We start from the raw sequence: 25599 nt of genomic DNA, 5'->3' as shown, positions 1-25599 counted from the left end.
TGTGGGGGTGTCTGATCAAACCACTCAGAAGCGCATCGCCGAGTTCGTGAAGGCCCACGGCAAGCCGGGCACGGCGGTCAGGGCGGTCGTGGAGCCGATCGGCAGGGCCGGCGCGCGGATCGTGCTGGTCGGTGCGGACGGCGCCATGGGCGACGTGATGGCGACGGACGTCGAGTCCGCCACCAAGGCCGTCGAGGCCGCCGACAACGTCGAGCAGGCCGAATGGGACCGTGAGACCACCGCGGCTACCAAGATCGGCCCCGCGCACCGCCGCAAGATGGCCTCGATGCAGTCATGAAGGTGGTGCTGGCGTCCTGCGCCGCACTGCCGGAGGGCGACGGCGACGAGGACGCGCTCATCGCCGCCCTGGTGCGTGACGGCGTCGACGTGACGTGGCAGCCGTGGGGCACCGACGTCTCGGGCGCCGACCTCGTGGTGCTGCGCGCCACCTGGGACTACACCGAGCGCCTCGACGACTTCCTGGCGTGGTGCGACGGCGTGCCCGCCCTGGCGAACCAGGTCTCGGTGGTCCGGTGGAACACCGACAAGTCCTACCTGGTCGAGCTCGCGGCCCACGGCGTCCCCGTCGTGCCCACGGCCGTCGTCGAACCCGGCTCGTCGCCGGTGTGGCCGGACGGCGAGTTCGTGGTGAAGCCGGCGATCGGCGCGGGCTCGCGCGGCGCCGCCCGGTTCACCTCGGCGGATGCGGCGCAGGCGCACCTCGAAGCCCTTGGCGTCAAAGCGCTCGTGCAGCCCTATCAGTCCAGTGTGGACGAGCACGGCGAGACGGCACTCGTGTTCTTCGCGGGCGAGTACTCCCACTCGTTCCACAAAGGACCGATGCTGGCCCAGGGCCTCGCTGAGTCGGAGTCGGGCCTGTACGTCGAGGAGAAGCTGCGCGCCATCGAACCGTCCGCGCCGCAGCTCGACCTGGCGAACCAGGTCCTCGACGTGGCTGCCGAGCTGCTCGCGTTGTCGAGCAAGGACTTCCTCTACGCCCGCGTGGACGTCGTCGAGGGTGCTGAGGGTGAGCCGCTGCTGCTGGAGCTGGAGCTGACCGAGCCGTCGCTGGGGTTCAAGCACACCGGCGAGGAGGCCGCGTCGCGGTTGAGCGCCGCGATCAGGTCACGCGTCTAGGTCCGGCGCGCTGCGGGCGATACCGGCCAGCACGTCCAACGCGGCGCCAAGCCGTTCGAGGGGCGGAGACGCCAAGGCGAGCCGCACCGCGTTGGGCGCCTTGCCGACCGCGAACGCCGACGCCGGCGTCACCGCGATGCCCTCCCGTGCTGCGGCGGCGACGAACGTGTCGGCGCGCCACGGCGGTGGCAGCTCCCACCAGCAGTGGTAGGCGCGTGGATCGGCGCGCACGTCCAGCTTCGCCGCGACGAGCCGTTGCCGCGCCGACGCGTCCGCTCTCTTGGCTCGCTGGATGGTGACCGCGGTGCCGTCGGCGATGTGGTGCGCCGCCACGTCGAGAGCGAACCGCGGCGCCGTCCAGCCGCCACCTCGCGCGGCGGCGGCGATCCGGTCGCCGAGCGCCGCGGGCGGGACGACGAAACCGAGCGTCAGCCCCGGTGCGATCCGCTTGGACAGGCTGTCGACGACGACCGTGCGGTCCGGGGCGAGCGCGGCCAACGGCGGTTCGTCGCACAGGAACGTGTAGACGCAGTCCTCGATCAGAGGCAGGTCCAGTTCCTCCAGCACCGCAACGACTTCAGCACGACGCTCGGCGGGCATCGTGATGCCGAGCGGGTTGTGCAGGGCCGGCTGCAGGTAGACGGCTCGCACCGTCGCCGCACGCAAGGCGTCCGGCACCACCCCGTGGTCGTCCATCTCCAACGGCACCAACGTGATCCCCAGCCGGCCCGCGATCGTGCGCACCACCGGATACGTGAGGGCCTCGACACCGAGCCGCCCGCCGACCGGCACGAGCGCCGCGATGCTCGCCGCCAGTGACTGCTTTCCGTTGCCGGTGAACAGGATCTGGTCTGGTGATGGACGCCATTCGTTGCGTGCCAACAGCTCCGCGGCAGCGGCTCGGGCAGCGGGTGTGCCGGTCACACCGCTCGGTTGCAACGCGTCCGCCAGCACGTCGGGCCGCAGCACCGTGCTCAGGCTGGCCGACAGCAGCGCCGACTGCTCCGGCAGCACCGGGAAGTTCAGCTGGAGGTCCACCGGCGCACCACCGGGATCGACCAGGGCGGGTTCCGCCGCCCGTGCCCGGACGAACGTTCCCCGGCCGACCTCGCCGGTGACCAGGCCACGCCGCGCCAGCTCGCCGTACACCCGTGCCGCCGTGGAGTTCGCGATCCGGTGGCGCCTGGCGAACGCGCGTTGCGGTGGCAGTCGCTCACCCGGCCGCAACCGCCCGCGAGCGATGTCCGCGGCGATGGCGTCCGCGATCCGCCGGAAGTCGTCCACAGCAGCCCCAATTGCACCGAGAGCAATGTTTTGATTGTACCGAGCGAATGCCCTGGTTACGGTCGGGATCATGACCACCGCGACCGTCAACGGCATCACCATCGGCTACGACGACGAAGGCAGCGGCGAGCCGTTGGTGCTGGTCCACGGCCACCCGTTCGACCGCTCGATGTGGCGCCCGCAGGTCGAGCACTTCACCGCGACCCACCGGGTGATCGCCGCCGACCTGCGCGGCTACGGCGAGAGCACCGTCGTCCCCGGCATCACGCCGTTGCCCGTCTTCGCCACCGACGTCGTGGCGCTGCTGGACCACCTCGGCATCGACCAGTTCGTGCTGGGCGGCCTCTCGATGGGCGGACAGATCGTCATGGAGTGCGCCCGCATGTTCCCCGGCCGCCTCAAAGGCCTGATCCTCGCCGACACGTTCGCACAGCCGGAAACCGAGGAAGGGCGCAGGAAGCGCCACCAGATGGCCGACCGGCTGCTGCGCGAGGGCATGTCCGGCTATGCCACCGAGGTGCTGTGGAAGATGGTGGCGCCGCACAACACCGCCGCCGGTGAGCACGTCTCGAAGATGATGCACAACGCACCGCCGGAGGGTGCCGCGGCGGCGCTCAGGGGCCGCGCCGAAAGACCCGACTACACCGGAACTCTCGAAGCCGTCACCGTGCCGACCCTCATCGTGGTTGGCAGTGATGACGAGTACACGCCCGTGAAGGACGCGGAGTACATGCGCGACAGGGTTCCAGGTTCGACGCTGGTCGTGGTCGACGGCGCCGCGCACATGCCGAACCTGGAACGCCCCGACGTGTTCAACGAAGCGGTGGCGGGACTTCTAGCGCAGACCTGACCCGATGCCGGTCAGCCCGCGCACCTCCATCTCCGACTGCTTCGCCGGGTCCGCGGGCTCCTTGCTCAGGATCGTGCCCAGGAACCCGGCCAGGAACGACAGCGGGATCGCCACGATGCCGGGGTTCGAGAGCGGGAAGAACGCGAAGTCGGCGTCCGGGAACACCGACGACTTCGAGCCGGAGATGGCGGGGGAGAAGGCGATGAGAAGCACGCACGAGGTGAGGCCTCCGTACATGCTCCACAACGTGCCGCGCGTGTTGAACCGCTTCCAGAACATGGAGTAGAGCAACGTCGGCAGGTTCGCCGAGGCCGCCAGCGCGAAGGCCAGGGCGACCAGGAAGGCAACGTTCTGGCCGTTCGCCGCGATGCCGCCGACGATCGCGAGCACACCGACGCACACCGCGGTGATGCGGGCGACGCGCACCTCGTCGCGCGGGTCCGCCTCGCCGTGCTTGATGACGTTCGCGTACACGTCGTGCGCGAACGAGGCGGAAGCGGTCAACGTCAGGCCGGCGACCACGGCGAGGATCGTGGCGAACGCCACCGCGCACACGATGCCGAGCAGCACCGTGCCGCCGACCTGGAACGCGAGCAGCGGCGCCGCCGAGTTCTCGCCGCCTGGGGCGCCGGTGATCTTGTCCGTGCCGACCAGGGCCATCGCGCCGAAGCCGATGACCAGGGTGCACGAGTAGAAGATCGCCACCATCCACGTCGCCCACACGACCGACCTGCGTGCCTCACGCGCGTTCGGCACCGTGTAGAAGCGCATCAGGACGTGGGGGAGAGACGCGGTGCCGAGGAGCAGCGCGAGCGCCAGTGAAATGAAGTCGATCTTCGACAGGCCCGAGGCGCCGTACTTCACGCCAGGAGAGAGCACGGCCTCGCCCAGCGGCGACTTCTGGGTCGCGCGGTCGAGCATCGCGGACACGTCGAAACCGAACTTGCCGATCAGGAAGATCGTCATCAGCGACACGCAGAGGATCAGCATGACGGCCTTGATGATCTGCACCCACGTGGTGCCCTTCATGCCGCCGACCAGCACGTACAGCACCATGACGATGCCCACGACCGCGATGATGATCGCCTGGCCGACCTTGCTGTGCACGTCCAGCAGCAGCGCCATCAGACCGCCGGCACCCGCCATCTGGGCGATCATGTAGAAGAGCGAGATCACCAGCGTCGCGTTCGCCGCCGCCGCGCGCACCGGGCGCTGGCGCATGCGGAACGCCATCACGTCACCCATCGTGAAGCGGCCGGTGTTGCGCAGCCGTTCCGAGATGAGCATCAGGCCGATCAGCCAGGCGACCACCCACCCGATCGAGTACATGAAGCCGTCGTAGCCGTTCACGGCGATCGCGCCGGAGATGCCCAGGAACGAGGCGGCGGAGAGGAAGTCGCCCGAGAGCGCGATGCCGTTCTGAGTACCCGTGAAGCTGGAGCCCGCCGCGTAGTAGTCCGACGCACTCACGTTCCGTGTCGACGCCCGATAGACGATGTAGAGCGTCAGCAGAACGAAGATGCCGAAGACCGACAGGTTGATTGCGGTGTTCGCCCCGGTCACGCGAGCTCCTCGCCGGTTGCGGAGACATCGGATTCGGCAAGCGCCCGCACCTTCTCGACCTGCGGGTCGAGCCTCCTCTTGGAGTAACGGGCGTACGCCATTGTGATCACGACCGTGGTGACGATCTGGAGAAATCCCATCGTCAGGCCCACGTTCACTGTTCCGAACAGCGGAGTGCGCATGAAGTCCGCGGCGTAAGCCGAAAGCAATACGAACGTGACGTACCAACTGAGGAACAGCAGCGTTGCGGGGAGAATAAATCGCGTCACCCGGCGCTTCAGCGCGAGAAATTCCTCACTCGTTTGGATGGCACCGAAATCCGGCTCACCGTCACCATCTATGAGCAATGAGTGATGAGGCTCTTCAAAGGTGGCGAAACCGGGGGTGGCCGGGCGTGACACGGAGGGCAGCGCCTTCGTCATCAACCGCTCGCATTCGTTACGGGGAGTGCCCGGCGAGGCTTCGCGCACAGGGCGCGACCGATCCGGGGGTGGGAGGCGCAAGCGTAACCACGCGTGGCGACGAGTCAATCCCTTGAGCTGTGAGGACCACCCCAAGAGGTGGGCTGTTACAGCGGGTGATCGGTCGTGCACTCCCCAGGTCGTTGTCGCGTCACGCTCTCTGGCCTACTATCCGCTGACACCCGATACGGCTGATCTGGATATCGAGCTGCGGGTGACTCAAGTCGCGGGGATTCACCAGGCCAGGAGGTAGCCGATAGTGGGGCACTTCGAGCGCGCCTTGGGGATCATTTCGTGAATGTCGAGTGGAGAAAGATCAGCGACTGGCGCAACTGGCGCCTCCCGGTCAAGCTCGGCGTGGTGCTGCTGGTGCCCGTCGCGGTGGCCGTGGGCGCGGGCGCACTGCAGATCTCCGGTTACGTCGACCGGTCGAACAACTACGTGCAGATGCAGGGTCTCGTCCGGCTCCGGTCGGATCTCGCGCCTTTGATCTCCAGCATCCAGCAGGAGCGCACGCTCGCCGCGCAGAGCACGACCAGTGGTTCCGGCGTGGGCGCCTACCAGAACCAGATCAGCGCCACCGACAACGCCGCGGCGACCGTGCGCCGCCGCGTCGACCGCACCGAGGGCCTGAGCGACGTCGCGCGCAACCGCTTCAACGAGCTCGGCGGCCAGCTGGAGACGTTGAAGAACCTGCGGGAGAAGGTCGCGCAGGGCGGCGACGGCGGCGACCCGTCCGGCGGCACCACCGGCTACACCGCGGTCGTGAAGTCGTTGCTGGACTTCGAACAGGCGCTCATCAGCCAGTTCGGCGACGAGGCCATCGCGGGCACCGCGCTCGCGCTGCACAACATGGTCATCGCGCAGGAGCAGGTCTCGCTGCAGCACGCGGTCGTCTTGGCCGGGATCGGCCGGACCAAGCTGCTCGGCCCTGAGGTCCGCATGCTGGAACAGTCCGACATCCGGCTGCAGGACCGCCTCAACGACTTCCAGGCCGTCGGCACCACCGAACAGCGCCGCGCCTACGACCAGACCGTGACCGGTGCCGTCGTCGCGAACCGCACCGCGCTCGTCGAACGCGCGCTCACCCAGCCAGACGGCGTCCCGGCGCCGACCACGCGCGCCGGCCAGCCCAAGCCGCCGCCCTCGTTCGGCATCGCCGTCGAGGACTGGAACAAGGCGTCCGGCACCACCGCCCGGCTGATGGAACAGGTCGTCCGCCAGCTGCAGGACGAGCTCGCGAACTCGGCCGACGCGCTCCAGGACGACACGTCCAACAAGGCCGGCGCCGCCGCGGTCATCCTGCTCGCGATGCTGCTGATCGCCGGCACGCTCGGCTTCGTCATCGGCCGCTACCTGCTGCGGTCGCTGTCCGAGCTGCGGCACTCCGCGCTCGACGTGGCGCACCACCACCTCCCGGAGGTCGTCGCCGCGATCCGCGCCGACCGCAAGCCGGACACCGAGATCGAACCGGTGCCCGTGCACACCGTCGAGGAGTTCGGCCAGCTGGCGCGCGCGTTCGACGCCGTGCACGAGATGGCGATCCGTTCCGCCGTCGAGCAGTCGTCGCTGCGGTCGGGCATGAAGAACATCTTCGTCAACCTGTCGCGCCGCTCGCAGGGCCTCGTCGAACGCCAGCTCAAGCTCATGGAGGAGCTGGAGCGCCACGAGGAGAACCCCGAGCAGCTCGCCAACCTCTTCAAGCTCGACCACCTCGCGACGCGCATGCGCCGCAACAACGAGAACCTGATGGTGCTGTCCGGCACCGACGTCGCGCGCCGGTTCCACCAGCCGGTCCCGCTGGCCGACGTGCTGCGCGCCGCCGCGTCGGAGATCGAGCACTACCAACGCGTCGTGGTGAAGTCGACGCCGTCGGTGGAGATCGTCGGCTACGCGGCCAGCGACCTCGTCCGCCTCGTCGCGGAGCTGCTGGACAACGCCACCGCGTTCTCCGCGCCCAGCACGCAGGTCATGATCGGCTCGCGGATCGACCAGCAGGGTTCCGTGCTGGTCGAGGTCGCCGACCAGGGCATCGGCATGGGCCCGGCCGAGCTGACCGAGGCCAACGAACGTCTTTCCTCTGGTACAGAGGATGATGTGCCGGTTTCACGCCAGATGGGCCTGTTCGTCGTCGGTCGCCTCGCCGGCCGTCACGGCATCACGGTCCGGCTGCGCGCCCCCGGAGAGGGCCGTGAGGGCCTGCGGGCGTTCGTGCTCGTGCCCTCGGAGCTCGTCCGGGCGCAGGAGGAGGTTCCCGCGCCGGCCCAGCCGCGGCACGCCGCGCTGCCCCAGCCGAAGCCCGCTCTCGCCAAGCAACCGCACGTCGTCGTGAAGACCCCGAACCTGGCACCACCGCCCGCGCCCGCGCCGGCCATCGAGCACCCTCGAGAGTCGGCCGAGTGGACCTCGTTCCGCGGCGCGGCGATCGACGAGGCACTGCCGCAGCGCAACCCGCGCCCAGAGCCCGTCGCCCGCCCGAACCCCGTGCCTGTTGAGACACCAAACGAGACGACGTCCTCCTGGTTTTCGGGCGGCGCCGTCCAGGACGAACCGGTCAACGGTGACCAGTCGTCCCCACCTGCGTCGTCACCGTCCGTAGTGGCGTCGTGGTTCGGCAAGAAGCCCGGCGGAACGGTCTGGGAACAGGCCGGCGACCCCGCCACGGACGCCGGCGAGACCGATGCCGGGTTGCCGAAACGCGCGCCGCGTAAGAATCTGCTCCCCGACCTCGCCGCACGTCCCGAGAACGGCACGCGCCCTGCCGTGGGCCCGAAGCGCGATCCGGAACGAGCACGAGGCTTCCTCGCGAGCTACCAGACAGGCCTGCGACAGGCCCCGCTGGGAGGCAACGGGAACGGAAACGGCCAGGGGAACGGCCAGTACAACGGGGAGAAGACATGAGCACGCCGCAGTCGCGCCAGGTTGACCAGTTCGGCTGGCTCATCACGAACTTCACCGATCGCGTGCCCGGTGTCGCGCACGCGATCGTGATCTCGGTGGACGGTCTTCTCCTCACGAAGTCGACAGGCCTTCCGCCGGACCGCGCGGAGCAGCTCGCCGCCATCGCATCGGGTGTCGCGGCGCTCACCACGAGCGCCTCGCGATGTTTCGAGGGTGGCGGAGTGTTGCGCACGGTGATCGAAATGGACTACGGGATCATGCTTCTCATGTCCATTCGAGACGGGTCTTGTTTGGCGGTTCTCGCCGCGCCCGACAGCGACGTCGGCCAGGTGGCCTACGAGATGACCGTGGTCGTCGACCAGGTGGGCCAGATCCTCACCCCCGAACTGCGAGCTCAGCTGCACAGCGTGAGGTGATCATGAGTTCGGCCGCTGACGCGCACCGACGACGCAGGCGGGCCCAGCCGCCCGCCGAGCAGACGTTCGCCGACCTGATGAACGGGTTTTCCCTGGACTCGGGCCGCAAACGAGCGCGCACGTCCGCCCCGGTGCCCGAGCGGGAAGCAACTCCCGTTGTACCGCAAGAAGTTGGTGTTCCGACTTTCGAGCCCACTGTCCGTGAGCCCGAGGACGCCTCGATCGTTCGTGCATATGCCTGGACGGGAGGGCGCACTCGGTCGAACATCAACCTCGAGATCGAGACACTTGTCTCCGCCAATGATCAGAGTCGGCAGTCTGCAGGTATCTTGCAGGCTGAGCACCAACACGTCGTCGAGTTGTGCCGCTCGCCGCGATCCGTCGCGGAAGTGGCCGCACTGATGCGGCTCCCTCTCGGAGTCGTCAAGGTGCTGCTCGGCGACATGGCGGAACGAGGTCTGGTGGACGTGCACCAGACCGCTTCCGCAGGCGGTGACACGCCGGACCTCGGGTTGATGGAGAGAGTGCTGAGTGGACTACGTCGGCTCTAGATTTCCCGACTTCGGGCCCCCTGGGCCGCCTGGTCGGGAGCTGACTTCGGCCAAGATCGTCGTCGCAGGTGGCTTCGGCGTCGGCAAGAGCACCTTCATCAGGTCGATCATCGAGAACGATCTGCTGACCATGACCGCGCTCCCACCGGAGCGCGCGGGCCTGGTCACCGAACTGGTGCGCATCCAGTTCGGCCGGGTGTGGCTCGACCCCGGCCTCGCGCTGCACCTGTTCGTGGCGCCGCAGTGGCAGGACCCGCGCGCCGGCTGGAACGACGTCGTGCGCGGCGCCGTCGGTGCCGTGGTGCTCTTCGACGTGATGCGCCCCGCGGACTCCGTGGACGCGATGAGGTACTTCGAGGACCACCGGATCCCGTACGTGCTGGCGTTGAACAACGTCCACGCGTCCGTCCGGTCGGACGTGAAGGCGATCATCCACGGAATGGGCATCGGCCGCGACGTTCCGGTGGTGAACTGCGATCCGCGCGTGCGGCTCTCCGTGCGGGAGACGCTGATCACGCTGACCGAGCACGCGAAGCTGGACCGGTGGCGGCGCCGGCCGGGGCCTGACGAGACGACGCCGCTCGCGCCTGTGTGCTGACTTGGAGCTTCTCCAAGCGGTAGCTCTTTCCGGTTGTTCGGCCCCGAGCGAGTGGTGCTCGGGGCCGTCGTCCTTTTAGCGTGTGCACTGGTGGTCGTCGTCTCTGTGGTGGTGACGGCCGCACGTGCAACACTGAACTGTGGGTCGACCGGAGTCAGAGGGCCAGGCAAGGGGTGAAGCAATGACCACTGCGCGGCGTCTGGACGGTTACACCCTGGACGACTGGGAGAGTCTTGATCCCGAACCAGGCCACCGGATCGAGCTCTACCAAGGCCGGTTCGTCGTGAGCGCCGCTCCAGCGACGAAGCACCAGCGGGCTGGCGACAGGCTCCAGAGCATCCTCGACGCCGCCGTCGCCGCCGACGGTATGGAGGCGGTCACCGCGGTCGGTGTCCGGGTGAGCGAAGGTATCGGCTACATCCCGGACGTGGTGGTGACCACAGAATTCGTCGAAACGGTCTCGGTCGAGGTCTCCAGCGTCGCACTCGCGGTCGAAATCGTCAGTCCGTCGACGAAGAAGAGCGATTGCCTGGAAAAGCCCGCAGCTTTCGCGGCGGCAGGTGTGCCCGCGTACTGGCGCGTCGAACTCGACCAAGCCGACGGTCCGACGATCTACTGCTACCGGCTGGTTGACGGGACGTACAGCGAGGTCACGACGTTGTCGGCTGGGACTGTCGGAACAGTTGCGGTGACCGGCACCGTGTCGGTCACCTTCGATCCGGCGGATCTGCAGAAACGCCGTTGAGCTGCGGCGTTTGCGCCTGCTGACCAGCTTGGAGTTTCTCCAAGCCTGCCTCTTTCAGGGCTTTTTGAGTTGAAACGATGGAGCTGCGGGGTTCCGGCCTCCTAGCTTTTCCGCATGCCCAAAAGAGAGTCGAACGTCGTGGGCCGCGAGTTCGGCAACGGCCTTCGTGCCGCCATCGCCAAAACCGGTCTGACGCAACGCAAACTCGCCGAGGAACTGGACTGGGACGAGTCGAAGATCTCGGACGCGGTCAACGGCAAAGGTGGCATCGACCTGCACGAGGTCGAGGTGCTGCTCGCGTACTGCCGCCTGCCGCTCGGGGAGCGGAAGCACCTGCTGGCGTTGTTCCTGGAGGCGGGGGAGAAGGGGTTCATCCTGTTCCCCGAGGACGGCGTTCCGGACCAGCTGCGCACGCTCATCAACCACGAGAAGGAATCCACCGCGATCACTGCCTGGTCGATGGTCCTCGTACCCGGCTTGCTCCAAATCCCCGAGTACGCGCACGCCGTCACCGAAGCCGGGCCGCACGAGAAGGATGACGTTCCGAAGGTCGTCGCGGCGAGGATCGCGCGAACGGAGATCCTCAGGCCAGGACGGACGTTCACCTTCTTGGTGCACGAGCAGGCCCTGTGGCTGCCGGTGGGAGGCGAAGAGGTGTGGCGCGAGCAGCTGGCCCACCTGCTGCGGATGTCGGTGCGTCAGTACATCAACTTCCATGTGATCCCCAGGTCGGTCGGCGCGCACGCGGGCGTGGCGGGCGACTTCCGCGTGATGAGGTTTCCGAAGTACCCGCCGCTGGTCTTCCTGGACACCTTGAACTGCGGTTTGTTCTTCGACGACAAGGAAACCGTCGCACTCTACGAGGACAGGGTGAAGCGCCTCGCAGCCGTTGCCCTCAATCGGGAAGAATCCAGGGTGGTGATCGACAACATCTTGGAGGGCCTCCAATGACTGTCTGGCGCAAGAGCAGCTACAGCAGCACCGCCGACAACTGCGTGGAGGTCGGACGCGGTGTCGGCCTCCGGGACAGCAAGGCGCCGGCGGTCCACCTGCCGGTCTCGGCGCGGTCCTGGTCGATCTTCCTGACCGAGGTGAAGCTCCAGTCGTAACCTGCCACCCGTGTGGATCAAACGGGTACGGGCCTTCGTCGGGGACGACAACCTCGACCTCTACCTCCTCGCAGTGGTCGGCCTGGTTTTCACGGTCCTGGGTATCACCGGACTCGTCGGCCTCGACAAGCTCGCGTCCGCCGTGCTCGCGCTGCTGGCCATCCTCGCGTTCTCCCAGATCAAGTCGAGGAAGCTGACCCAGCAGATCAACCGGGCGCGAGCGGGGTCGGTCGTGTTGCGAGCCGAGTTCCCGCCGGACCTGATCGACCGCCGTGCCGCCGCGTCCGACGTCCTCCTCGTCGGATTGACCATGACCAGGACCGTGCAGGGCATGCGCACCGATCTGCCCGGGATCCTGAAGTCCGGCGGACGGGTCCGAGTGCTGGTGCTCGATCCCGCCGACGAAGCGCTGATGGTGATCGCGGACCGCCAGCGGTCGCACCCGCAGGAGGACGTCGAACGGCTGCGCCGCAGGATCCGGACGACGCTGGAGGACCTCGCCGCGGTGCGGGAGCGGCACGACGGCCGGCTGGAGATCAGGGTGCTGTCGAGCATGCCGCCGGCGGGTTTCAACTGCCTGGACGTGCACAAGCCGAACGGTGTGGTGTGCGTGCAGCACTACGAGTTCCACCCGGAGGGCGAGGCCGGGCCGATCGTGGTGCTGTCGAAGGAGGACGCGCCCTGGTACCGGCACTTCGCCGGCGAGGCCGAGCGACTGTGGGAGTCAGGCGCGGACTGGCGGTGAGTCAGGGGCAACCGTTGACAAGATCGCTACGATAGTTTCAGTGTCGACCGAAAGGGATCACTGAGATGAGCGTGGGCAGGGAAACCCGGCTGTCCGCCTGGATCGAGCGGTTCGCGGCGCACTTCGCCGAGGAGGGCATTCCGCTGATCGGCGGTCGCATCCTCGGCTACCTGCTGGTCTGTCAGCCGGTCGAACGCACCGCCGCCGAGCTCTCCCAGGAGCTGGAGGCCAGCAGCGGGTCGATCAGCACGAACCTCAAGTACCTCGTCAACGTCGGCCTGGTGACCAAGCGGACCCGGCGCGGGCGGCAGGCCGCCGAGTACCGGATCAACGAGAAGGCCTGGTCGGAGTTCGTGCAGCGCAAGCTCAGGGCGATCGCCAGCGTCCAGACGCTGACCGACGACGGAATGCGGCTGCTCAGCGGTGACCCGGAGCGCGCGATGCGGCTGCGGACCGTCGACCACCTCTACGGTTGGCTCTCAGAGGAACTTCCCGCTTTGTGGGAGCGCAGGCCCGCGTCACCGAAGTAGCGTGGGTGCCATGTGGCACCCGTTTCGCGATGACGTCGAGTACTACGAGGAACGAGCCAGGGGACTGCTCGCCTCCGCGTGGGACGGTGTGCCGGGCGCACTCGAGGTGTTCGACGACGTTCCGCTGACGGAGGAGGGCGCGCACACCGTCCTCGCCCAGGCCCACGGGTGCGCGGACTGGAAGGCGTTCAAGGCGCACATCCGCAAGCCGCGCCCGTTCGCCCGCGCCTACCAGGCCATCGAGATGCAGAACCCCGGTGAGCTCAAGGCGATCATCACGCGCGACCCGTGGCTCGTGAAAGCCAGTGGTACCAACGGGAACGACCTGCTCGGGCTCGCCGCGGCCAAGTGCGACGAACGCCTGGTCGAGGTGCTTCTCAACAGCGGCGCGGACATCGACCACCAGAACGTCCACGGCTGGACCGCGTTGCACCAGGCTGCGTACGCGAACCTTCCGCAGATGGCGGAACTTCTGCTCAACGCAGGCGCACGAACGGATCTGGAGGCACGCGGCGAGGGCGGCACACCGCTCACGATCGCGTTGTTCTGGGGCAACAGGGAAACCGCGGAACTGCTGGGCGTGCACCCGCCGAATCTGCGCACGGCGGCCGGTCTCGGCAACCTCGACCTCGCCACCGAACCGGAGGCGAAACGCGGCTACTACCGGCCGCACAGCGGTTTCCCGCGCTGGTGGCCGACCGACGACCCGCAGGAAGTGCTCGACGAGGCGTTGTCCTGGGCGGCCCGCAACGACCGCGTCGAGGTCCTCGGCGACCTGCTGAAGCGCGGCGCCAGGATCGACGCGGACGTCTACCGCGGCACGGCGCTCGCGTGGGCGGCCTGGTGCGGCCTGGAGAACGCGACGCGGACCCTCCTGGACCTGGGCGCGAATCCCAACCAGCGCACCGGTTTCGGCGGCCCCATGCACGGCGAGGGCGTGACGGCGCTGCACCTCGCGGCCGAACGCGGCCACCTGCCGGTCATCCGCATCCTGCTGGACGCGGGCGCCGACAGGACCATCAGGGACGTCAACTTCGAAGCCACACCGGCGAACTGGGCCGGGCACAACTCCCAGGGCGACGCTCAGGCCTTGCTCAGCGCCTGATCGGCCGGCAGTTCGACCTCGTGGGTGCGCTCGCGGCTGGACGTCCACAACGACGCCGTGGCGATGACGACCGCGCCCGCGCCCAGCACGTGGATCGACACGAGAACCTCGGGCACACCGGTCCAGTACTGGACCATGCCGAGCACGCCCTGAGCGAGGACGACACCGACGAGCGTCCAGTACGTGCGGGTACGCGTGAAGAACCCGACGGCGATCAGCAGGCCCAGGAACAGGAACAGCAGGTCCGCGTGGATCTGTGCGAGCGTCGCGACCTCGACGCCCAGGCGCGGCGTCGACGCGTCACCGGCGTGCGGCCCGGCGGCCGTCACCCAGGTGCCCGCGAGCAGCAGCGCGCCCAGCACGGCCGCCATGACGACCTGGAGCTTCATCAACGGGGCCGGTACCAGCAGACGCGCGGGACCGTCGCCCTCGGACAGCGAGCTCACGAGCAGCACAGCCAGCCACACCAGGACCATCGAGATCATGAAGTGGACCGACACCGTGTACCAGGCCAGTCCGGTCAGCACGGTGATGCCGCCGACGACCGCCTGCAACGCCACACCGCCGAGCTGGATCAGCGACAGCGCCAGCACCCGCTTGCGCCGCGGCAGGTTGAACCACGCGGCGAGCACGCACAGGCCCGCGATGACGCCGACGACACCGGTCAGCGTCCGGTTGCCGAACTCGACCCACTGGTGCAGGGCCGCGACCTCGGGGTGCTGCACGGGGACGACGCTGCCCTCGACGCACTGCGGCCACGTCGGGCAGCCGAGACCCGAGCCGGTCACGCGGACGATCGACCCGGTGACCGCGATTCCGGCCTGCGCGATGACGACGGCAATCGCGAACGCGCGCTGCCAGGAAACGAGGAAGGCGGTCAGCTTCGACACGCCCTTGATGGTAGGTCCCGTCAGGTGAGGCGAGTCGTCCGGGTCGCCAGTGCCCCAGCGACAACGCCCCAGGCCACGAGCACTGCGACGGGGCCCACACCGGGCGCAGTGCCGTACACCACAGCGCTTTCCAGCGCCTCGGCCAGCGCGGCGGACGGCAGCAGGTGCACGAACCCCACGGGCACCGACAACGCCACGCCACCGACCATCAGCAGCACGAACCAGATGATGTTCGCCAGCGCCAGCACGATCTCCGCCCGCAGCGCCCCGCCCAGCAACACGCCCAGCGCACCGAACGTCAACGTGCCCAGGACGAGCAGCAACACGATCCACGGCAGGCCGGACAACGGGAACTTCCAGCCCAGCACCAGCGCGGTGACCGCCAGCAACGCCACCTGGAGCGCCGCGACGACCAGCGCGCCGCACACCCGTCCGGCCACCAGCAGCCAGCGCGGCAACGCCGAGGCCGCCAGCCGCTTCAGCACCCCGTAGCGCCGGTCGAAGCCGAGCGCGATGGCCTGTCCGGTGAACGCGGACGAGATGATCGCCAGCGCGAAGATCCGCGCAGCAGCCGAACCCACGCGCGGTTCCGGCATCGGGATGACGGACATCAACGACAACGCCACCAGCAACGCCAGCGGGATGATCACCGTCAGCAGGATCTGCTCACCGTTGCGCAAGGTCAGCAACGCCTCGGTGCGTGCGTGCACGAACAGCATCTTCGGCAGCGACCCGCGGCCGGGAGCCGGCTTGAACGTGCCGGGAGCGAAGGTGGTCACGAACGCAGCTCCCTGCCGGTCAGCTCCAGGAAAACGTCTTCGAGGCTGCGCCTGGCCACGGTCAGCTCCTCGGCCAGCACACCCTGCTGCGCGCACCACGACGTGACGGTCGACACGACCTGCGGGTCGATCAACCCCTCCACGACGTACGCGCCCTTCGTCGCCTCGCGCACCTTCAGCCCCTCCGGCAGTGCGGCGGACAGCAACGACGTGTCGAGACCCGGCCTGGCGCGGAACCGCAGCTGCTGGTCGTCCGGCCGGTTCGCGGTCAGCTCGGCGGGGGAGCCCTGCGCGACGACCTTGCCCTCGTCGATGATCACGACGTTGTCGGCCAGCGCCTCGGCCTCGTCCATGAGGTGCGTCGTCAGCAGCACTGCCACGCCGTCTTCTTTCAGAGCGCCCACGAGGTCCCACACCAGACGGCGTGCCTGCGGGTCCATGCCCGCGGTCGGCTCGTCCAGGAACACGAGCTCGGGGCGTCCGATCAACGCGCACGCGAGCGACAGCCGTTGCTGCTGGCCGCCGGAGAGCCTCTTGTACGGGGTGCGGGCCGCGCCGCCGAGCCCGAGGACGTCGATCAGCCACTTCGGATCGAGCGGGTTCTTCGCGCACGCCGCCACGAGGTTCAGCATCTCCGCGGCGCGGATGCCGGGATAGCCACCGCCGCCCTGGGGCATCACGCCGATGCGCGGCCGCAGCGCCTCGTCGCCGGGCGCGAGACCGAGCACGCGCACCGTGCCGTCGTCGGCGGAGCGGAACCCCTCGCAGATCTCGACGGTCGTCGTCTTGCCGGCGCCGTTGGGCCCGAGCAGGGCGAGAACGGTGCCGGAGTGCTGAACGAGGTCGAGGCCGTCAACGGCGGTCTTCGAGCCGTACCTCTTGACCAGCCCCGACACTTCCACCGCAGGCTGGGGATTCGGGCTCACGAACGGCAAGCCTAGGCGGTCGGGCCGACTCGCACGCGGGGACCCTCCGTCCTGTCCTGCAGTACGCGGGGACGCCGCGTACTGCAGGAGAGTACGAAAGCTCCCCGCGTACTTTCCTGAAGAGGGGGTGGGGCTGTCCCTACCCCGGGGAGTCAGGGACACCTCAGGGTTTGCTCGGGGGAGTTCCCCATTGGTTGATCAACGCCGCCGCAAGAGACTTTTGACGTGATCGAGTCGGGGGCGAAAAGACGGGGACTTGTGGTCGGGGGACTGGTGTTCTCACTGGTCCCGATTTTCTACCTGCATGTCGTGTCGGCGGGTCAGCTCAACCCGGTCACGGACGTGATCAGTGACTACGTGTTCGTCAACAACGGCACGGGCTGGCTCGCGGCGACGTCTCTCAGCCTCGCCGCCGTTTCGGCGTTGCTCGCCGTCAACCTGCGCGGTGTAGGCAGGTCAGCGCAGTGGCTGATCGGGACGTGGGCCGCCGGCCTGACCGTCGCGACGATCTTCCCGACCGACCCGACGGGAGCGCCGACCTCGTTGTCCGGCTACGTCCACCGGTACGCCGGCGCCGTGATGTTCGTGGCGCTGCCCGCGGCCGGAGTGCTCATCGCCCGCAAATTTCCAGCCCTGCTCGGTATCGCAATAACGGCGAGCGTGTCGAGCGCGGCGTTTCTGGTCAGCCACGTTTCGTTCGCCGGTTTCGAGGCGCGCGGGCTGACCGAACGCGTTTTGTTCGCATCCCTTTACGGACTTCTTTTCGCCATCGCGGCACTACAGGTGAGGCGCACGACATGACCATGCTGGCCATCACGCTCGCCGTGCTCGGCGCCGTGTGCTTCGCGCTCGCCGCACGTCTTCAGCACGACGCCGTCGCCGAGACCGGTGCCCGCGTCAGCGTCCTGCGCCAGCCGCGCTGGCTCGGCGGGCTCGCGCTGCTCGTCGCGGGTGCCGGGGTGCACGCGGCCGCGCTCGGCATGGCGCCGCTCACCGTCGTGCAGCCGATCGGTGTGCTCGCGATCGGCATGACCGCGTTGCTCGACCGCCGGTTCCGCGAGCTTCCGGCGATCCTTCTCACGACCGTGGGCGTGGGTGCGTTCGTGTTCTTCGCGTCCGGCAGTGCGACCGCAACGCAGATCGTGCCCGATGCCGAGCTCACGGCCGGATTCGTGGTCCTCGGCGCGATAGCGGTCCCCGGAGTCATCGCCGCCCTCACGACGAACGCGCGCGTTCGTGCCGTGGCGTTCGCCTCAGCAGGAGGCGTCGCCTACGCGTACGTGTCCGTGCTCATGCGCGCCGTCTCGCAGTCGGTGCAACAAGGCGGTTTCGGGCTCTCACACATCGCGTCCGTGCTCGGCATCGCACTCTCGCTCGCCGTCGGCGGCTGGCTCGTCCAGCACGCCTACGCGGGCGGACCCCCTCATCTCGCCGTCGCCTGCCTGACCGTGGTGGACCCGCTGGTCGCGGTCGGCATCGGCGCCTTCCTCCTCGGCGAAGCCGCGCACCTGTCCGTGTGGACCGGTGCGGCGCTGATCGCCTGCGCGCTCGCCGCCGCCAGCGGTGTGTTCGCACTCGCTCGTCAACCACACCAGGTCAAGACTCGAACGGAGCTTCCCGTGAACACCTCCAGCGCGCTGCGCATCGTCATCGCCGCCGACACGTTCCCGCCGGACGTCAACGGTGCCGCGCGCTTCGCGCAGCGCCTGGCGGTCGGTCTCGCCGAGAACGGCCACGACGTCCACGTGATCGCCCCGGACTCGCCCAAGGCCACCGAGATCCCCGGCGTCACGGTCCACCGGCTGCGTTCGCACCGGCTGCCGTTCTACCCGGACTTCCGCTTCTGCCTGCCGTGGCAGGCCTCCAAGGAGGCGGACGAGCTGATCAAGTCGTTGAAGCCGGACGTCGTGCACGTCCAGGCGCACTTCGTGGTGGGCCGGTTCGTCTTGAACTCCGCCGTCGCCCAGGGCATCCCGACGCTCGCCACGAACCACTTCATGCCGGAGAACCTGTTCAGCCACGCGCACGTGCCGGCGTTCCTGCAGGGCCTGTCGCGCAAGTGGGCCTACCGCGACCTGGCGCGGGTGTTCGGCCGGGCCGACATCGTCACCGCGCCGACGCCGCGGGCCGTGCAGCTGTTGCACGAGAGCGGTTTCCCGGAACGCGCGGTGCCGGTGTCGTGCGGCATCGACATCTCCCGCTACCAGCGTTCGGTGACCCACAACGACCGGCCGACCGCGCTGTTCGTCGGGCGGCTGGACGAGGAGAAGCGCGTCGACGAGTTCCTGCGGGCGCTGGCCCGCGTGCCCGGCGCGTTCGGTGAGATCGTCGGCGACGGCACCTGCCGCGCCGAGTGGGAACTGCTGGCCCGCGACCTGGACATCACCGACCGCGTGAAGTTCCACGGGTTCGTGTCCGAGGACGACCTGCTCGACGCGTACGCCCGCTGCGACCTGTTCGTCATGCCGGGTGTCGCCGAGCTGCAGAGTCTCGCCACGATGGAGGCCATGGCCGCGGGCAAGCCGGTCATCGCCGCGAACGCCATGGCGCTGCCGCACCTCGTGCACCCCGGCCGCAACGGCTGGCTGTTCGAGCCCGGTGACGTCAACCAGCTGGCCCAGCGCCTGCACACGCTCGTCCACGACGCGCCGATGCGGGCTCGCATGGGCGCCACCAGCAGCGAGATCATCTCGCACCACGCGCTGGCGGCGACCCTGGAGCGCTTCGAAGGCCTCTATGCACGAGCGATGGGCCACACCACGCCGATCATCGCACTGGCGGCCTGAGCTTCTGCTCGATCCGTTGCGCGACAACCAGTCCGGTGGGGGAGAGGGTGAGCTGCGAGGGGTGCTCGCCCTCTCCCCTGATGAGGAACCGGTAGAGCGACGCGTGGCCCTCCAGCCGTTCGCGCAACACCGCCGGGACATCGCAGCCGTCCGGGTAGATCGCCGGAATCGCCTCGGTGACGAGCTGTTCGCGGATCCGGCGCCGTTCCACCCGCGGCACGTACCAGGACGTGATCAGCAGCAGCGTCAGGCCGAACGCCAGCGCCGTGCCGATCACCGCCTGCCAGCCCCACCCCGACGGCCCGAGGACCAGCAGCACGTCGGCGAGCGCGAGGTAGCCGAGGCCGTAGATCACGGCCCAGCCGGCGGTCGCGGCGGCGGGAGGCTCGGCGCGTTCCGTGCCCCAGACGCCCTCGACGCGGCGCCAGCGTTGCAGCGACTTCCCGCCGGACAACGCCATCCAGACCCCGAACGCTCCACAGAGGACGGACATCGGGATCACCAGCCACGGCTTGGTGTGCAGCTCGAACCGCCAGATCGCCCAGACGCCCGCTGCCGCCACCAGCAGCACCGCCGCCTGCTTCCAGCGGCGCTTGACGATCTCCAGCGGCCGGAAGTCGGCCAGCACCGCGAGCGGTGTGCGGATCGGCGCGGGCAGCGAGCCGAGGACGAGCAGTGCGGTGACGACGATCGCGACACCGGCGAGGGTGACCGTGCCGGTCGTGATCTCCTCACGGTTGTCCGGCAACCTGTCGACGGCTATCGCCACCAGCGGGATGACCGGTGACAGCAGTACCAGCCCGTGCAGCAGCGTGCCGCTTCGCAGTGCGGCGTAACCGAAAGCGGCGAGGAGGCTGGCCGCGCCGATCGCCGCGCCGGGCCCCGCGGCCCACGTCGGCAGCACGCCGAACAACGCCATCACGACCAGCGCGCCGCCGACCGCGAGACCGAGCAGCCCCAGGAACTTCGCGAGGTTGCCGCCCCTGGTCAGGCCGGTGATCGTCCAGTACGGCAGAAGTGCCGCGCCGCGGAGGCTGCGGGTGACCGGACGTGCGGCAGCGAGCCCCGACCGTTCGGAGTCGGCGACCGTGACCGCGACGGCCGCGGCGGTGGCGGCCGTGCGGATCATCTGGTCCGACGCGGCCTCCTGGGTGAGCGGCTCACGGCCGATGCCCGCGCGGTCGAAGGCGGTGAGCGCGGACATGCCCAGCGAGACCGTGTGCTCCTGCGGGTACTCGAGCCTCCGGAGCAGGTCCGCGTGTTCTTCCAGGAAGAGCTCACCTCGTGAGCGCTTGTCGGCGCCGTCGCCGCGATCAGCGATGATGGCGGCCCGCAGTCGGGGGAGCTCCTCGCAGATGATCCGCCAGTGCAGGCCCCACGCGGCGAGCTCGGCGAGCTTCATCGACGACGGCGACAGCTCGTGGTCCGCCTCGTAGATGCCCGCGAGCTCCTTCTTGGCCTCCTCGGCGCACGCGGCCACCCGCACGGGCAGCTCCGGTCCGAACATCGCCGCGATGACCTGGTCCACCACGGCCGCCGCACGCTCTTCCGCCGTGCGCTGGTCGTTCTCCGGCCGCCCGAGCGTGTCCATCCGCCGCAGCCGCCGCGGGTCGAACAGCACCCGGCACAGCATCGTGGCGCCGTCGAGCCTGCCCCAGATCCAGTCGTTGACCCGCCACGACCGCTTGAGGAACCCGGAGAACCGCGAGAGCGACGCCCCGCCCGCCTTGTCGTCGGCCGTGATCGACTGCTGCGCGAACGCGTTGCGCGTCTGCAGCGACACCTGCACCAGCTCGACCGGCGTGTCCAGCCCCGTCGAAGCGTCGTCGGACAGGCACGTGCCGGCGATCTCCAGCGCCAGCAGCCGGCTCAGCCACCGCTGGTCGTCACCGAGCCCGGCTTCTCGTTCCGTGGCTGCCTCGTTGAGAAGGGCGCGCCAGCACAGGAGTCCGCCGAGCTTGAGCCGGTGCTCGTCGAGCTCGGTGATCACCCGCTGCGCCTCGCCGACGATCCGTCCGATCTCGGCGACCTGCGCCCTGACCTCCAGCCCGAGGTGCCCGTCGATCATGTGCTCGTGGTAGCTCGCGAGCCTGCCGGTCCAGTACTCCAGCCCGAGCGAGTCCGACGGCTTCCACGCGAACAGCTCCTCGCGCAGCCTGCGCAGCTCGGCCCGCACCTGGTGCAGTTCCCTGCGCGCCTTGGCGATCGCGTCCGCGTTGCCGTCCGGCGCCACCCACACGAGCCGCTTGAGCAGGTCGAGTGCCGACGCCCCAAGGCGTTCGGCCATCGTGATGCCCCACTCCCAGCCCGTGTCCTCGCGGCACACGAGGTCCGGCAGCTTCACACCGGGCACGTACGGCAACACCCCGTACGTCTTCTTCCACTTGCGCTGCGCGGTCTCCGCGGCCCGCCGCGCCCGCTCGAACGACCAGTTGGCCGGATTCCCCTTGGGCAGCGCGAACTGCTGGGCCGTGACCTGCCGGGCGGCGAGCCGGATCTCGATGTCCTCGTAGTGCCCGAAGAGCTTGTCCGCCAACGAGTAGACCTCGTCGACCACGTTCTCCTGGTTGGCGTGCAACCGTTCCAGCAACGCCATCCGCCCACCCCGGCTGCTCGCGGCCCGCCGGTTGTGCTCCTCGATCTTCTCGACGTACGTCCGCCCGGCCTGGCTCGACATGGCGCTGAGCAACTTGGCACCCGAGCTGACCGTCGTCATCACCTTGGTGGGGGAGTCGGCCTGAGGCTCGGACCCCAACGGCTCGGCGTGCGGGAACACCAGCAACATGACCCGCCGCACGGGCCCGTCCGCCGGCATGCGGTCGATGGCTTCGAGCGCCTCTTTCGTGGGTGTGTTGACCAGAACCCCGCCGTCGACCGCGAACCTGCTGCGATCGCCCCCGTTGGCCCAGCTGGCGACGTCCGCCATGTCGGGCTTGTCCGGCGTCGCCTGCCCGCCGACCGGGATGAAGCTCGGCTCGAACGCGAACGGAAAACTGGCACTGCTGCGCGCCGCGAGCGCGAGCTGCAGAACGCGCTCGTTCAACGTGTCGGCCGTGAAGTCGTCCCGCGTCTTCTCCGAAACCCAGTTGTACGGGTCGCGGCGGAACGAGAACGACCCCTGGTGCACCGACTGCGTGAGCGGCTGCCCCAGGTCGTCGTAGGTGATGGTCGGCACGCCACCCAGCAGCGTGGTGGTGATCCTCAGGTCGATCGGCCGCTCGTTGGGCTCGGTGGGCTCGAAGTCGGTGGTGAGGCGGGCAAGCGCTTCCTGCAGTCTCGGCAGGAAGAACTCGTCGCCCTTGAGGAGACTGGCCGGTTCGCCTTTGAACGGTGCCCTCAGCAGCTGTTCCATCCGGCCCTGCTCGGCCCAGAGATCCCTCAACCGGCTGAGGTCGGCCTGCTTGTTGACCTGGGACAACGCCAGCGCGGCCCCGTTGATCCCACCGGCGGACGTGCCGGCGATGACGTCGGCCCTGGCGGTGCACCCGACCAGGTCGAGCAACGGCTGGTACGTGGTCCCCGGCCTGGTCAGACGGTCGAGCTCCAGAACCACGCCGCCCATCCAGACCGCGAGACTCACACCCCCGTTGAGCACTACGGCGAACCGGACCTCTTCCCGCGACATCTGCTGATCGGACATGTCGCCTCACCCCCTCCGGCTTGGATCTTCCCCCTGCTGAGTAGTCGCCCGCCGAAGGGGTGTGGTTACTGGACCGGTTGGCCGTGTTCCGGGGTGGGGCTTGCGCGGGTCGACTTGCGTGGTTCGGCGCGGGTTTCAGCGGGGTGGTCGCCTTGTGTTGGTGGTGCTTCGGGTCGTATGACGAGCTGGGTCATTTCATCGCCGCTTCGCGACGATTGCGATTGGGGCTTGACTTCGGGGCCCTTGCGAGGCGCTCATCGGCCTTGAAAAGCCGGGCAATAAGAGCCCGGCCGATCCAACCAGCGTAGCACCTCGCTCCCAAAGTCAAGCCCCAATCGCAAGCGTGCGTGGTCCCGTTTGTTGGTCGGCTTCCGTCATTACCGCTTGCCTGCGTTGGGATTGCCCGATTCGGCTCGGCTTCGCCCTCGCCGCTTGCCTGCGGCTTCGCGGATCACGTTGCTCGGCTGGTTGGTTCACCCTATCGTGTTCCGCTTTGCCCGTTATCTAGTTGTGATCTTGCGGTAGATTAGAACACGTGATCGAAACCCGACTCCTCCCCACCGACGAGCTGCTCCGCAGTGTCGTCAGTAAGGTGACGGAGATTCGGGTGCGCGAGAGCGAGATGATGCAGGAAATTGCCGAGTTGGATCGGCGCGGAGCCGCGAGCGAGCTGGGTTACAAGGATTTGGCGCAGGTGTTGCGGCACGCTGTCCGCTGGGATCTCACCACCGCCAGGAAATGGGTCGCCACCGCCGCGCGGCTCAGTGGAGCGATCACTCCGACCGGCAGTGAACTCCAGCGCGAACTGCCCGTCACTGCCGTGGCGGTGGCGGAGGGTGCGTTGTCGATCGAGCACGTCGCCGTGGTCGCCAAGGCCATGGAAACGCTGCCCGCGGAAGCCGAAGCGCCCTTGGTCGACTACGCCCGCGACCACGAGCCGAACGAGGTGCGCAAGTTCGGCGAAGACTTGCTCTACCGGCTCTACCAGAACGACCCGGAGCCGCGCGACCCTGAACCCGCGCCGCCCGGCAACGAGCACAGGATGCGCTGGAAGAACGGACGGCTGGAGATCCGCGCGAAGCTGGACAAGGTGACCGGCGCGAAGTACGAGGCACTGATCGACCCCTTGGCCAAGCCCCGCCCGCAGACTTCGGAGGAGGGCCCGGACCTGCGCAGCCGCGAGGCACGCGAAGGCGACGCCCTGGCCGAGTTGGTCGACCTGATGCTGCGCGCCGACCAGTTGCCCGAGCACGGCGGCGAACCGGTCACTCTGACGCTGACCATGTCCTACGAGGACCTCGCCAACCAGGTCGGTTACGCCACCCTGGACAACGGCGATCGTGTCCCGGCCGAGCAGGTGCGTCAGTTCGCCTGCAACGCGGGGATCATCCCGATGGTCCTGGGCGGGGCAGGCCAGCCGCTGGACGTCGGCCGCAAGACCCGTACCTTCCCGGCCGCGATCCGCCGGACCCTGGTGACCAGGGATCGGGGCTGTGCCTTCCCGGGCTGCGGCAGACCACCCAGACAGTGCGACGCCCACCACATCCGCCACTGGGCCAACGGCGGCGACACCTCCGTCGACAACGCCGTCCTGCTCTGCCGCCACCACCACACCCTGATCCACCAGAGCAAGTGGGAAGTCAGGATGGTGACCGGGATACCGACGTTCTACGCACCGGCCTGGCTCGACCCGCAACGAAGGCCGAGACGCAACCTGATCAACACCGCCTGACCACGGCCACGCGGTGTCGATGGAGGCCGCCAGGCTGTGGGGGAGGCGGTGCTGATGAAGGCCGCCAGGCTGTGGGAGGGGGAGGCGGTGTTGACGGAGGCCGTTTCTTCTTCCCGCGCCACGCTACTAATGCTGCGCGTGGGTCAATTCCTCGAAGGTAACCCGCGAGATAATCCCGCGAGGCATCCAGTGCAGCTAATCTTCCGAACCTCGAACCTCGAACCCGAAGGCCAACGGCAATGGCGAAGCCGAGCCGGACAGGGCAATGCGTCATCGGGCAAGCGGTAATGAGGTGAGATGACCAACAAACGGAGCCACGCACGCGTGCGATTGGGGCTTGACTTTGGGTGCGAGGTGCTATGCTGGTTGGATCGGCCGGGCTCTTATTGCCCGGCTTTTTAAGGCCGATGAGCGCCTCGCAAGGGCCCCGAAGTCATCTATGAAGGAGCGGGGGCGGTCAAGTCCCTCGTGGAGCTTGGTTTTGAGGGGTTTTCGGCTCCGTGTGGCATGGCGTGTCCGGCGGGCGGGGTCAATGACCGGCCGCAGGCCGCCCCGAAAGGGGCCGGAGGGTCTTGACGCCGTCGCTGGACGGGTCACGCTATGGAAGGCCGAAAAGCCTTTTGTGTGTGTGGCCGCGTTCACCGTGCCGGGGTCTGTTCCCGGTGGCAGACCAGTTGCCTGGTTGCCGGTCATCTATTCGCGTGTCCGCGTGGTGGGGTGCGACCGTGACCGGGCGGGGTCGATCAAGACCACGACCACGCCACCCGCGATAGCGGTGCCATCGGGGCAGGGGTCAGACTTCGGGCGATCCGCGCCCGGTCACGACCAGGCCCGCGGCTCATGCCGCGGAG

Annotated in this window: 23 protein-coding genes; 16 read left to right on the top strand and 7 right to left on the bottom strand. The window is 68.6% G+C overall.

Annotated elements, in window-relative coordinates:
* Positions 1-7 precede the first annotated feature (7 nt).
* On the top strand, positions 8-298 hold the full coding sequence (locus ACFOWZ_RS35755) for a hypothetical protein (protein WP_382378367.1): 291 nt from the start codon (positions 8-10) through the stop codon (positions 296-298).
* Entirely contained in the window at positions 295-1137 is an 843-nt protein-coding gene (locus ACFOWZ_RS35750; protein WP_382378366.1) for an ATP-grasp domain-containing protein, read from the top strand. The genes ACFOWZ_RS35755 and ACFOWZ_RS35750 overlap by 4 nt, the downstream gene beginning before the upstream one ends.
* Here ACFOWZ_RS35750 and ACFOWZ_RS35745 read toward each other — a convergent pair.
* Positions 1126-2421, bottom strand: a complete 1296-nt coding sequence (locus ACFOWZ_RS35745) for an aminotransferase-like domain-containing protein (protein WP_382378365.1) — start codon at positions 2419-2421, stop codon at positions 1126-1128. The two genes, ACFOWZ_RS35750 and ACFOWZ_RS35745, sit on opposite strands and share 12 nt — an antisense overlap.
* 70 nt (positions 2422-2491) lie before the next feature.
* Between ACFOWZ_RS35745 and ACFOWZ_RS35740 the strand changes: the two genes are divergently transcribed.
* Positions 2492-3271: an alpha/beta fold hydrolase gene (locus tag ACFOWZ_RS35740; RefSeq protein ID WP_382378364.1), complete on the top strand. Its 780-nt coding sequence runs from the start codon at positions 2492-2494 to the stop codon at positions 3269-3271.
* On the opposite strand, the gene ACFOWZ_RS35735 is transcribed toward ACFOWZ_RS35740, so the two are convergent.
* Positions 3257-4834: a solute symporter family protein gene (locus ACFOWZ_RS35735; RefSeq protein ID WP_382378363.1), complete on the bottom strand. Its 1578-nt coding sequence runs from the start codon at positions 4832-4834 to the stop codon at positions 3257-3259. The two genes, ACFOWZ_RS35740 and ACFOWZ_RS35735, sit on opposite strands and share 15 nt — an antisense overlap.
* Positions 4831-5256 carry a DUF485 domain-containing protein gene (locus ACFOWZ_RS35730; protein WP_382378362.1) on the bottom strand — a complete coding sequence of 142 codons (426 nt, stop codon included), beginning with the start codon at positions 5254-5256 and terminating at the stop codon, positions 4831-4833. Before ACFOWZ_RS35730 ends, ACFOWZ_RS35735 begins: the two co-directional genes overlap by 4 nt.
* A gap of 333 nt (positions 5257-5589) precedes the next feature.
* Here ACFOWZ_RS35730 and ACFOWZ_RS35725 point away from each other — a divergent pair, with 333 nt between their 5' ends.
* The 10 genes from ACFOWZ_RS35725 (at position 5590) to ACFOWZ_RS35680 (ending at position 13995) form a co-directional block, all read left to right on the top strand.
* Positions 5590-8196, top strand: coding sequence for a nitrate- and nitrite sensing domain-containing protein (locus ACFOWZ_RS35725; protein ID WP_382378361.1), 2607 nt, complete (start codon positions 5590-5592; stop codon positions 8194-8196).
* A complete protein-coding gene (locus tag ACFOWZ_RS35720; protein WP_030470315.1) occupies positions 8193-8612 on the top strand; it encodes a roadblock/LC7 domain-containing protein in 420 nt (139 codons plus the stop codon). Before ACFOWZ_RS35725 ends, ACFOWZ_RS35720 begins: the two co-directional genes overlap by 4 nt.
* Before the next feature lie 2 nt (positions 8613-8614).
* Positions 8615-9163, top strand: a complete 549-nt coding sequence (locus ACFOWZ_RS35715) for a DUF742 domain-containing protein (protein ID WP_382378360.1) — start codon at positions 8615-8617, stop codon at positions 9161-9163.
* On the top strand, positions 9144-9761 hold the full coding sequence (locus ACFOWZ_RS35710; protein WP_382378359.1) for a GTP-binding protein: 618 nt from the start codon (positions 9144-9146) through the stop codon (positions 9759-9761). The genes ACFOWZ_RS35715 and ACFOWZ_RS35710 overlap by 20 nt, the downstream gene beginning before the upstream one ends.
* A 181-nt stretch (positions 9762-9942) precedes the next feature.
* Positions 9943-10506, top strand: a complete 564-nt coding sequence (locus ACFOWZ_RS35705; RefSeq protein ID WP_382378358.1) for a Uma2 family endonuclease — start codon at positions 9943-9945, stop codon at positions 10504-10506.
* Between the two features lie 114 nt (positions 10507-10620).
* Positions 10621-11457, top strand: coding sequence for a helix-turn-helix domain-containing protein (locus ACFOWZ_RS35700; RefSeq protein ID WP_382378357.1), 837 nt, complete (start codon positions 10621-10623; stop codon positions 11455-11457).
* Positions 11454-11615 (top strand): DUF397 domain-containing protein, encoded by a 162-nt coding sequence (locus ACFOWZ_RS35695; protein ID WP_382378356.1) that lies wholly within the window; start codon positions 11454-11456, stop codon positions 11613-11615. The genes ACFOWZ_RS35700 and ACFOWZ_RS35695 overlap by 4 nt, the downstream gene beginning before the upstream one ends.
* 10 nt (positions 11616-11625) lie before the next feature.
* A complete protein-coding gene (locus tag ACFOWZ_RS35690; protein WP_382378355.1) occupies positions 11626-12360 on the top strand; it encodes a DUF5919 domain-containing protein in 735 nt (244 codons plus the stop codon).
* A gap of 65 nt (positions 12361-12425) precedes the next feature.
* Positions 12426-12890: a GbsR/MarR family transcriptional regulator gene (locus ACFOWZ_RS35685; protein ID WP_030470320.1), complete on the top strand. Its 465-nt coding sequence runs from the start codon at positions 12426-12428 to the stop codon at positions 12888-12890.
* A 10-nt stretch (positions 12891-12900) separates the two neighbouring features.
* A complete protein-coding gene (locus ACFOWZ_RS35680; protein WP_382378354.1) occupies positions 12901-13995 on the top strand; it encodes an ankyrin repeat domain-containing protein in 1095 nt (364 codons plus the stop codon).
* Here the strand turns inward: ACFOWZ_RS35680 and ACFOWZ_RS35675 are convergent.
* The 3 genes from ACFOWZ_RS35675 to ACFOWZ_RS35665 are packed head-to-tail and all read right to left on the bottom strand — an operon-like array spanning position 13974 to position 16590.
* Positions 13974-14885: a COX15/CtaA family protein gene (locus ACFOWZ_RS35675; protein WP_382378353.1), complete on the bottom strand. Its 912-nt coding sequence runs from the start codon at positions 14883-14885 to the stop codon at positions 13974-13976. The two genes, ACFOWZ_RS35680 and ACFOWZ_RS35675, sit on opposite strands and share 22 nt — an antisense overlap.
* 20 nt (positions 14886-14905) lie before the next feature.
* The gene (locus ACFOWZ_RS35670) at positions 14906-15664 is read right to left on the bottom strand and encodes an ABC transporter permease (RefSeq protein WP_382378352.1); all 759 of its coding nucleotides are present in this window, start codon (positions 15662-15664) and stop codon (positions 14906-14908) included.
* Complete coding sequence (locus ACFOWZ_RS35665) at positions 15661-16590, bottom strand: ABC transporter ATP-binding protein (RefSeq protein WP_382378351.1); 930 nt, start codon at positions 16588-16590, stop codon at positions 15661-15663. The genes ACFOWZ_RS35670 and ACFOWZ_RS35665 overlap by 4 nt, the downstream gene beginning before the upstream one ends.
* A gap of 225 nt (positions 16591-16815) precedes the next feature.
* On the opposite strand from ACFOWZ_RS35665, the gene ACFOWZ_RS35660 reads away from it, so the two are divergent.
* Positions 16816-17391: a DUF998 domain-containing protein gene (locus ACFOWZ_RS35660; protein WP_382378350.1), complete on the top strand. Its 576-nt coding sequence runs from the start codon at positions 16816-16818 to the stop codon at positions 17389-17391.
* Entirely contained in the window at positions 17388-19376 is a 1989-nt protein-coding gene (locus tag ACFOWZ_RS35655) for a glycosyltransferase (protein ID WP_382378349.1), read from the top strand. The genes ACFOWZ_RS35660 and ACFOWZ_RS35655 overlap by 4 nt, the downstream gene beginning before the upstream one ends.
* Here ACFOWZ_RS35655 and ACFOWZ_RS35650 read toward each other — a convergent pair.
* Complete coding sequence (locus tag ACFOWZ_RS35650; RefSeq protein WP_382378348.1) at positions 19357-23016, bottom strand: patatin-like protein; 3660 nt, start codon at positions 23014-23016, stop codon at positions 19357-19359. The two genes, ACFOWZ_RS35655 and ACFOWZ_RS35650, sit on opposite strands and share 20 nt — an antisense overlap.
* Positions 23017-23608: 592 nt before the next feature.
* Here ACFOWZ_RS35650 and ACFOWZ_RS35645 point away from each other — a divergent pair.
* Positions 23609-24748, top strand: coding sequence for an HNH endonuclease signature motif containing protein (locus ACFOWZ_RS35645; protein ID WP_382378347.1), 1140 nt, complete (start codon positions 23609-23611; stop codon positions 24746-24748).
* Positions 24749-25599 lie beyond the last annotated feature (851 nt).

This window comes from Lentzea rhizosphaerae (genome assembly GCF_042649515.1).
Taxonomy (GTDB): Bacteria; Actinomycetota; Actinomycetes; order Mycobacteriales; family Pseudonocardiaceae; genus Lentzea; species Lentzea aerocolonigenes.
Note: the sequence above shows the minus strand (reverse complement) of the source record. Positions and strands in the feature narration are given on the sequence as shown.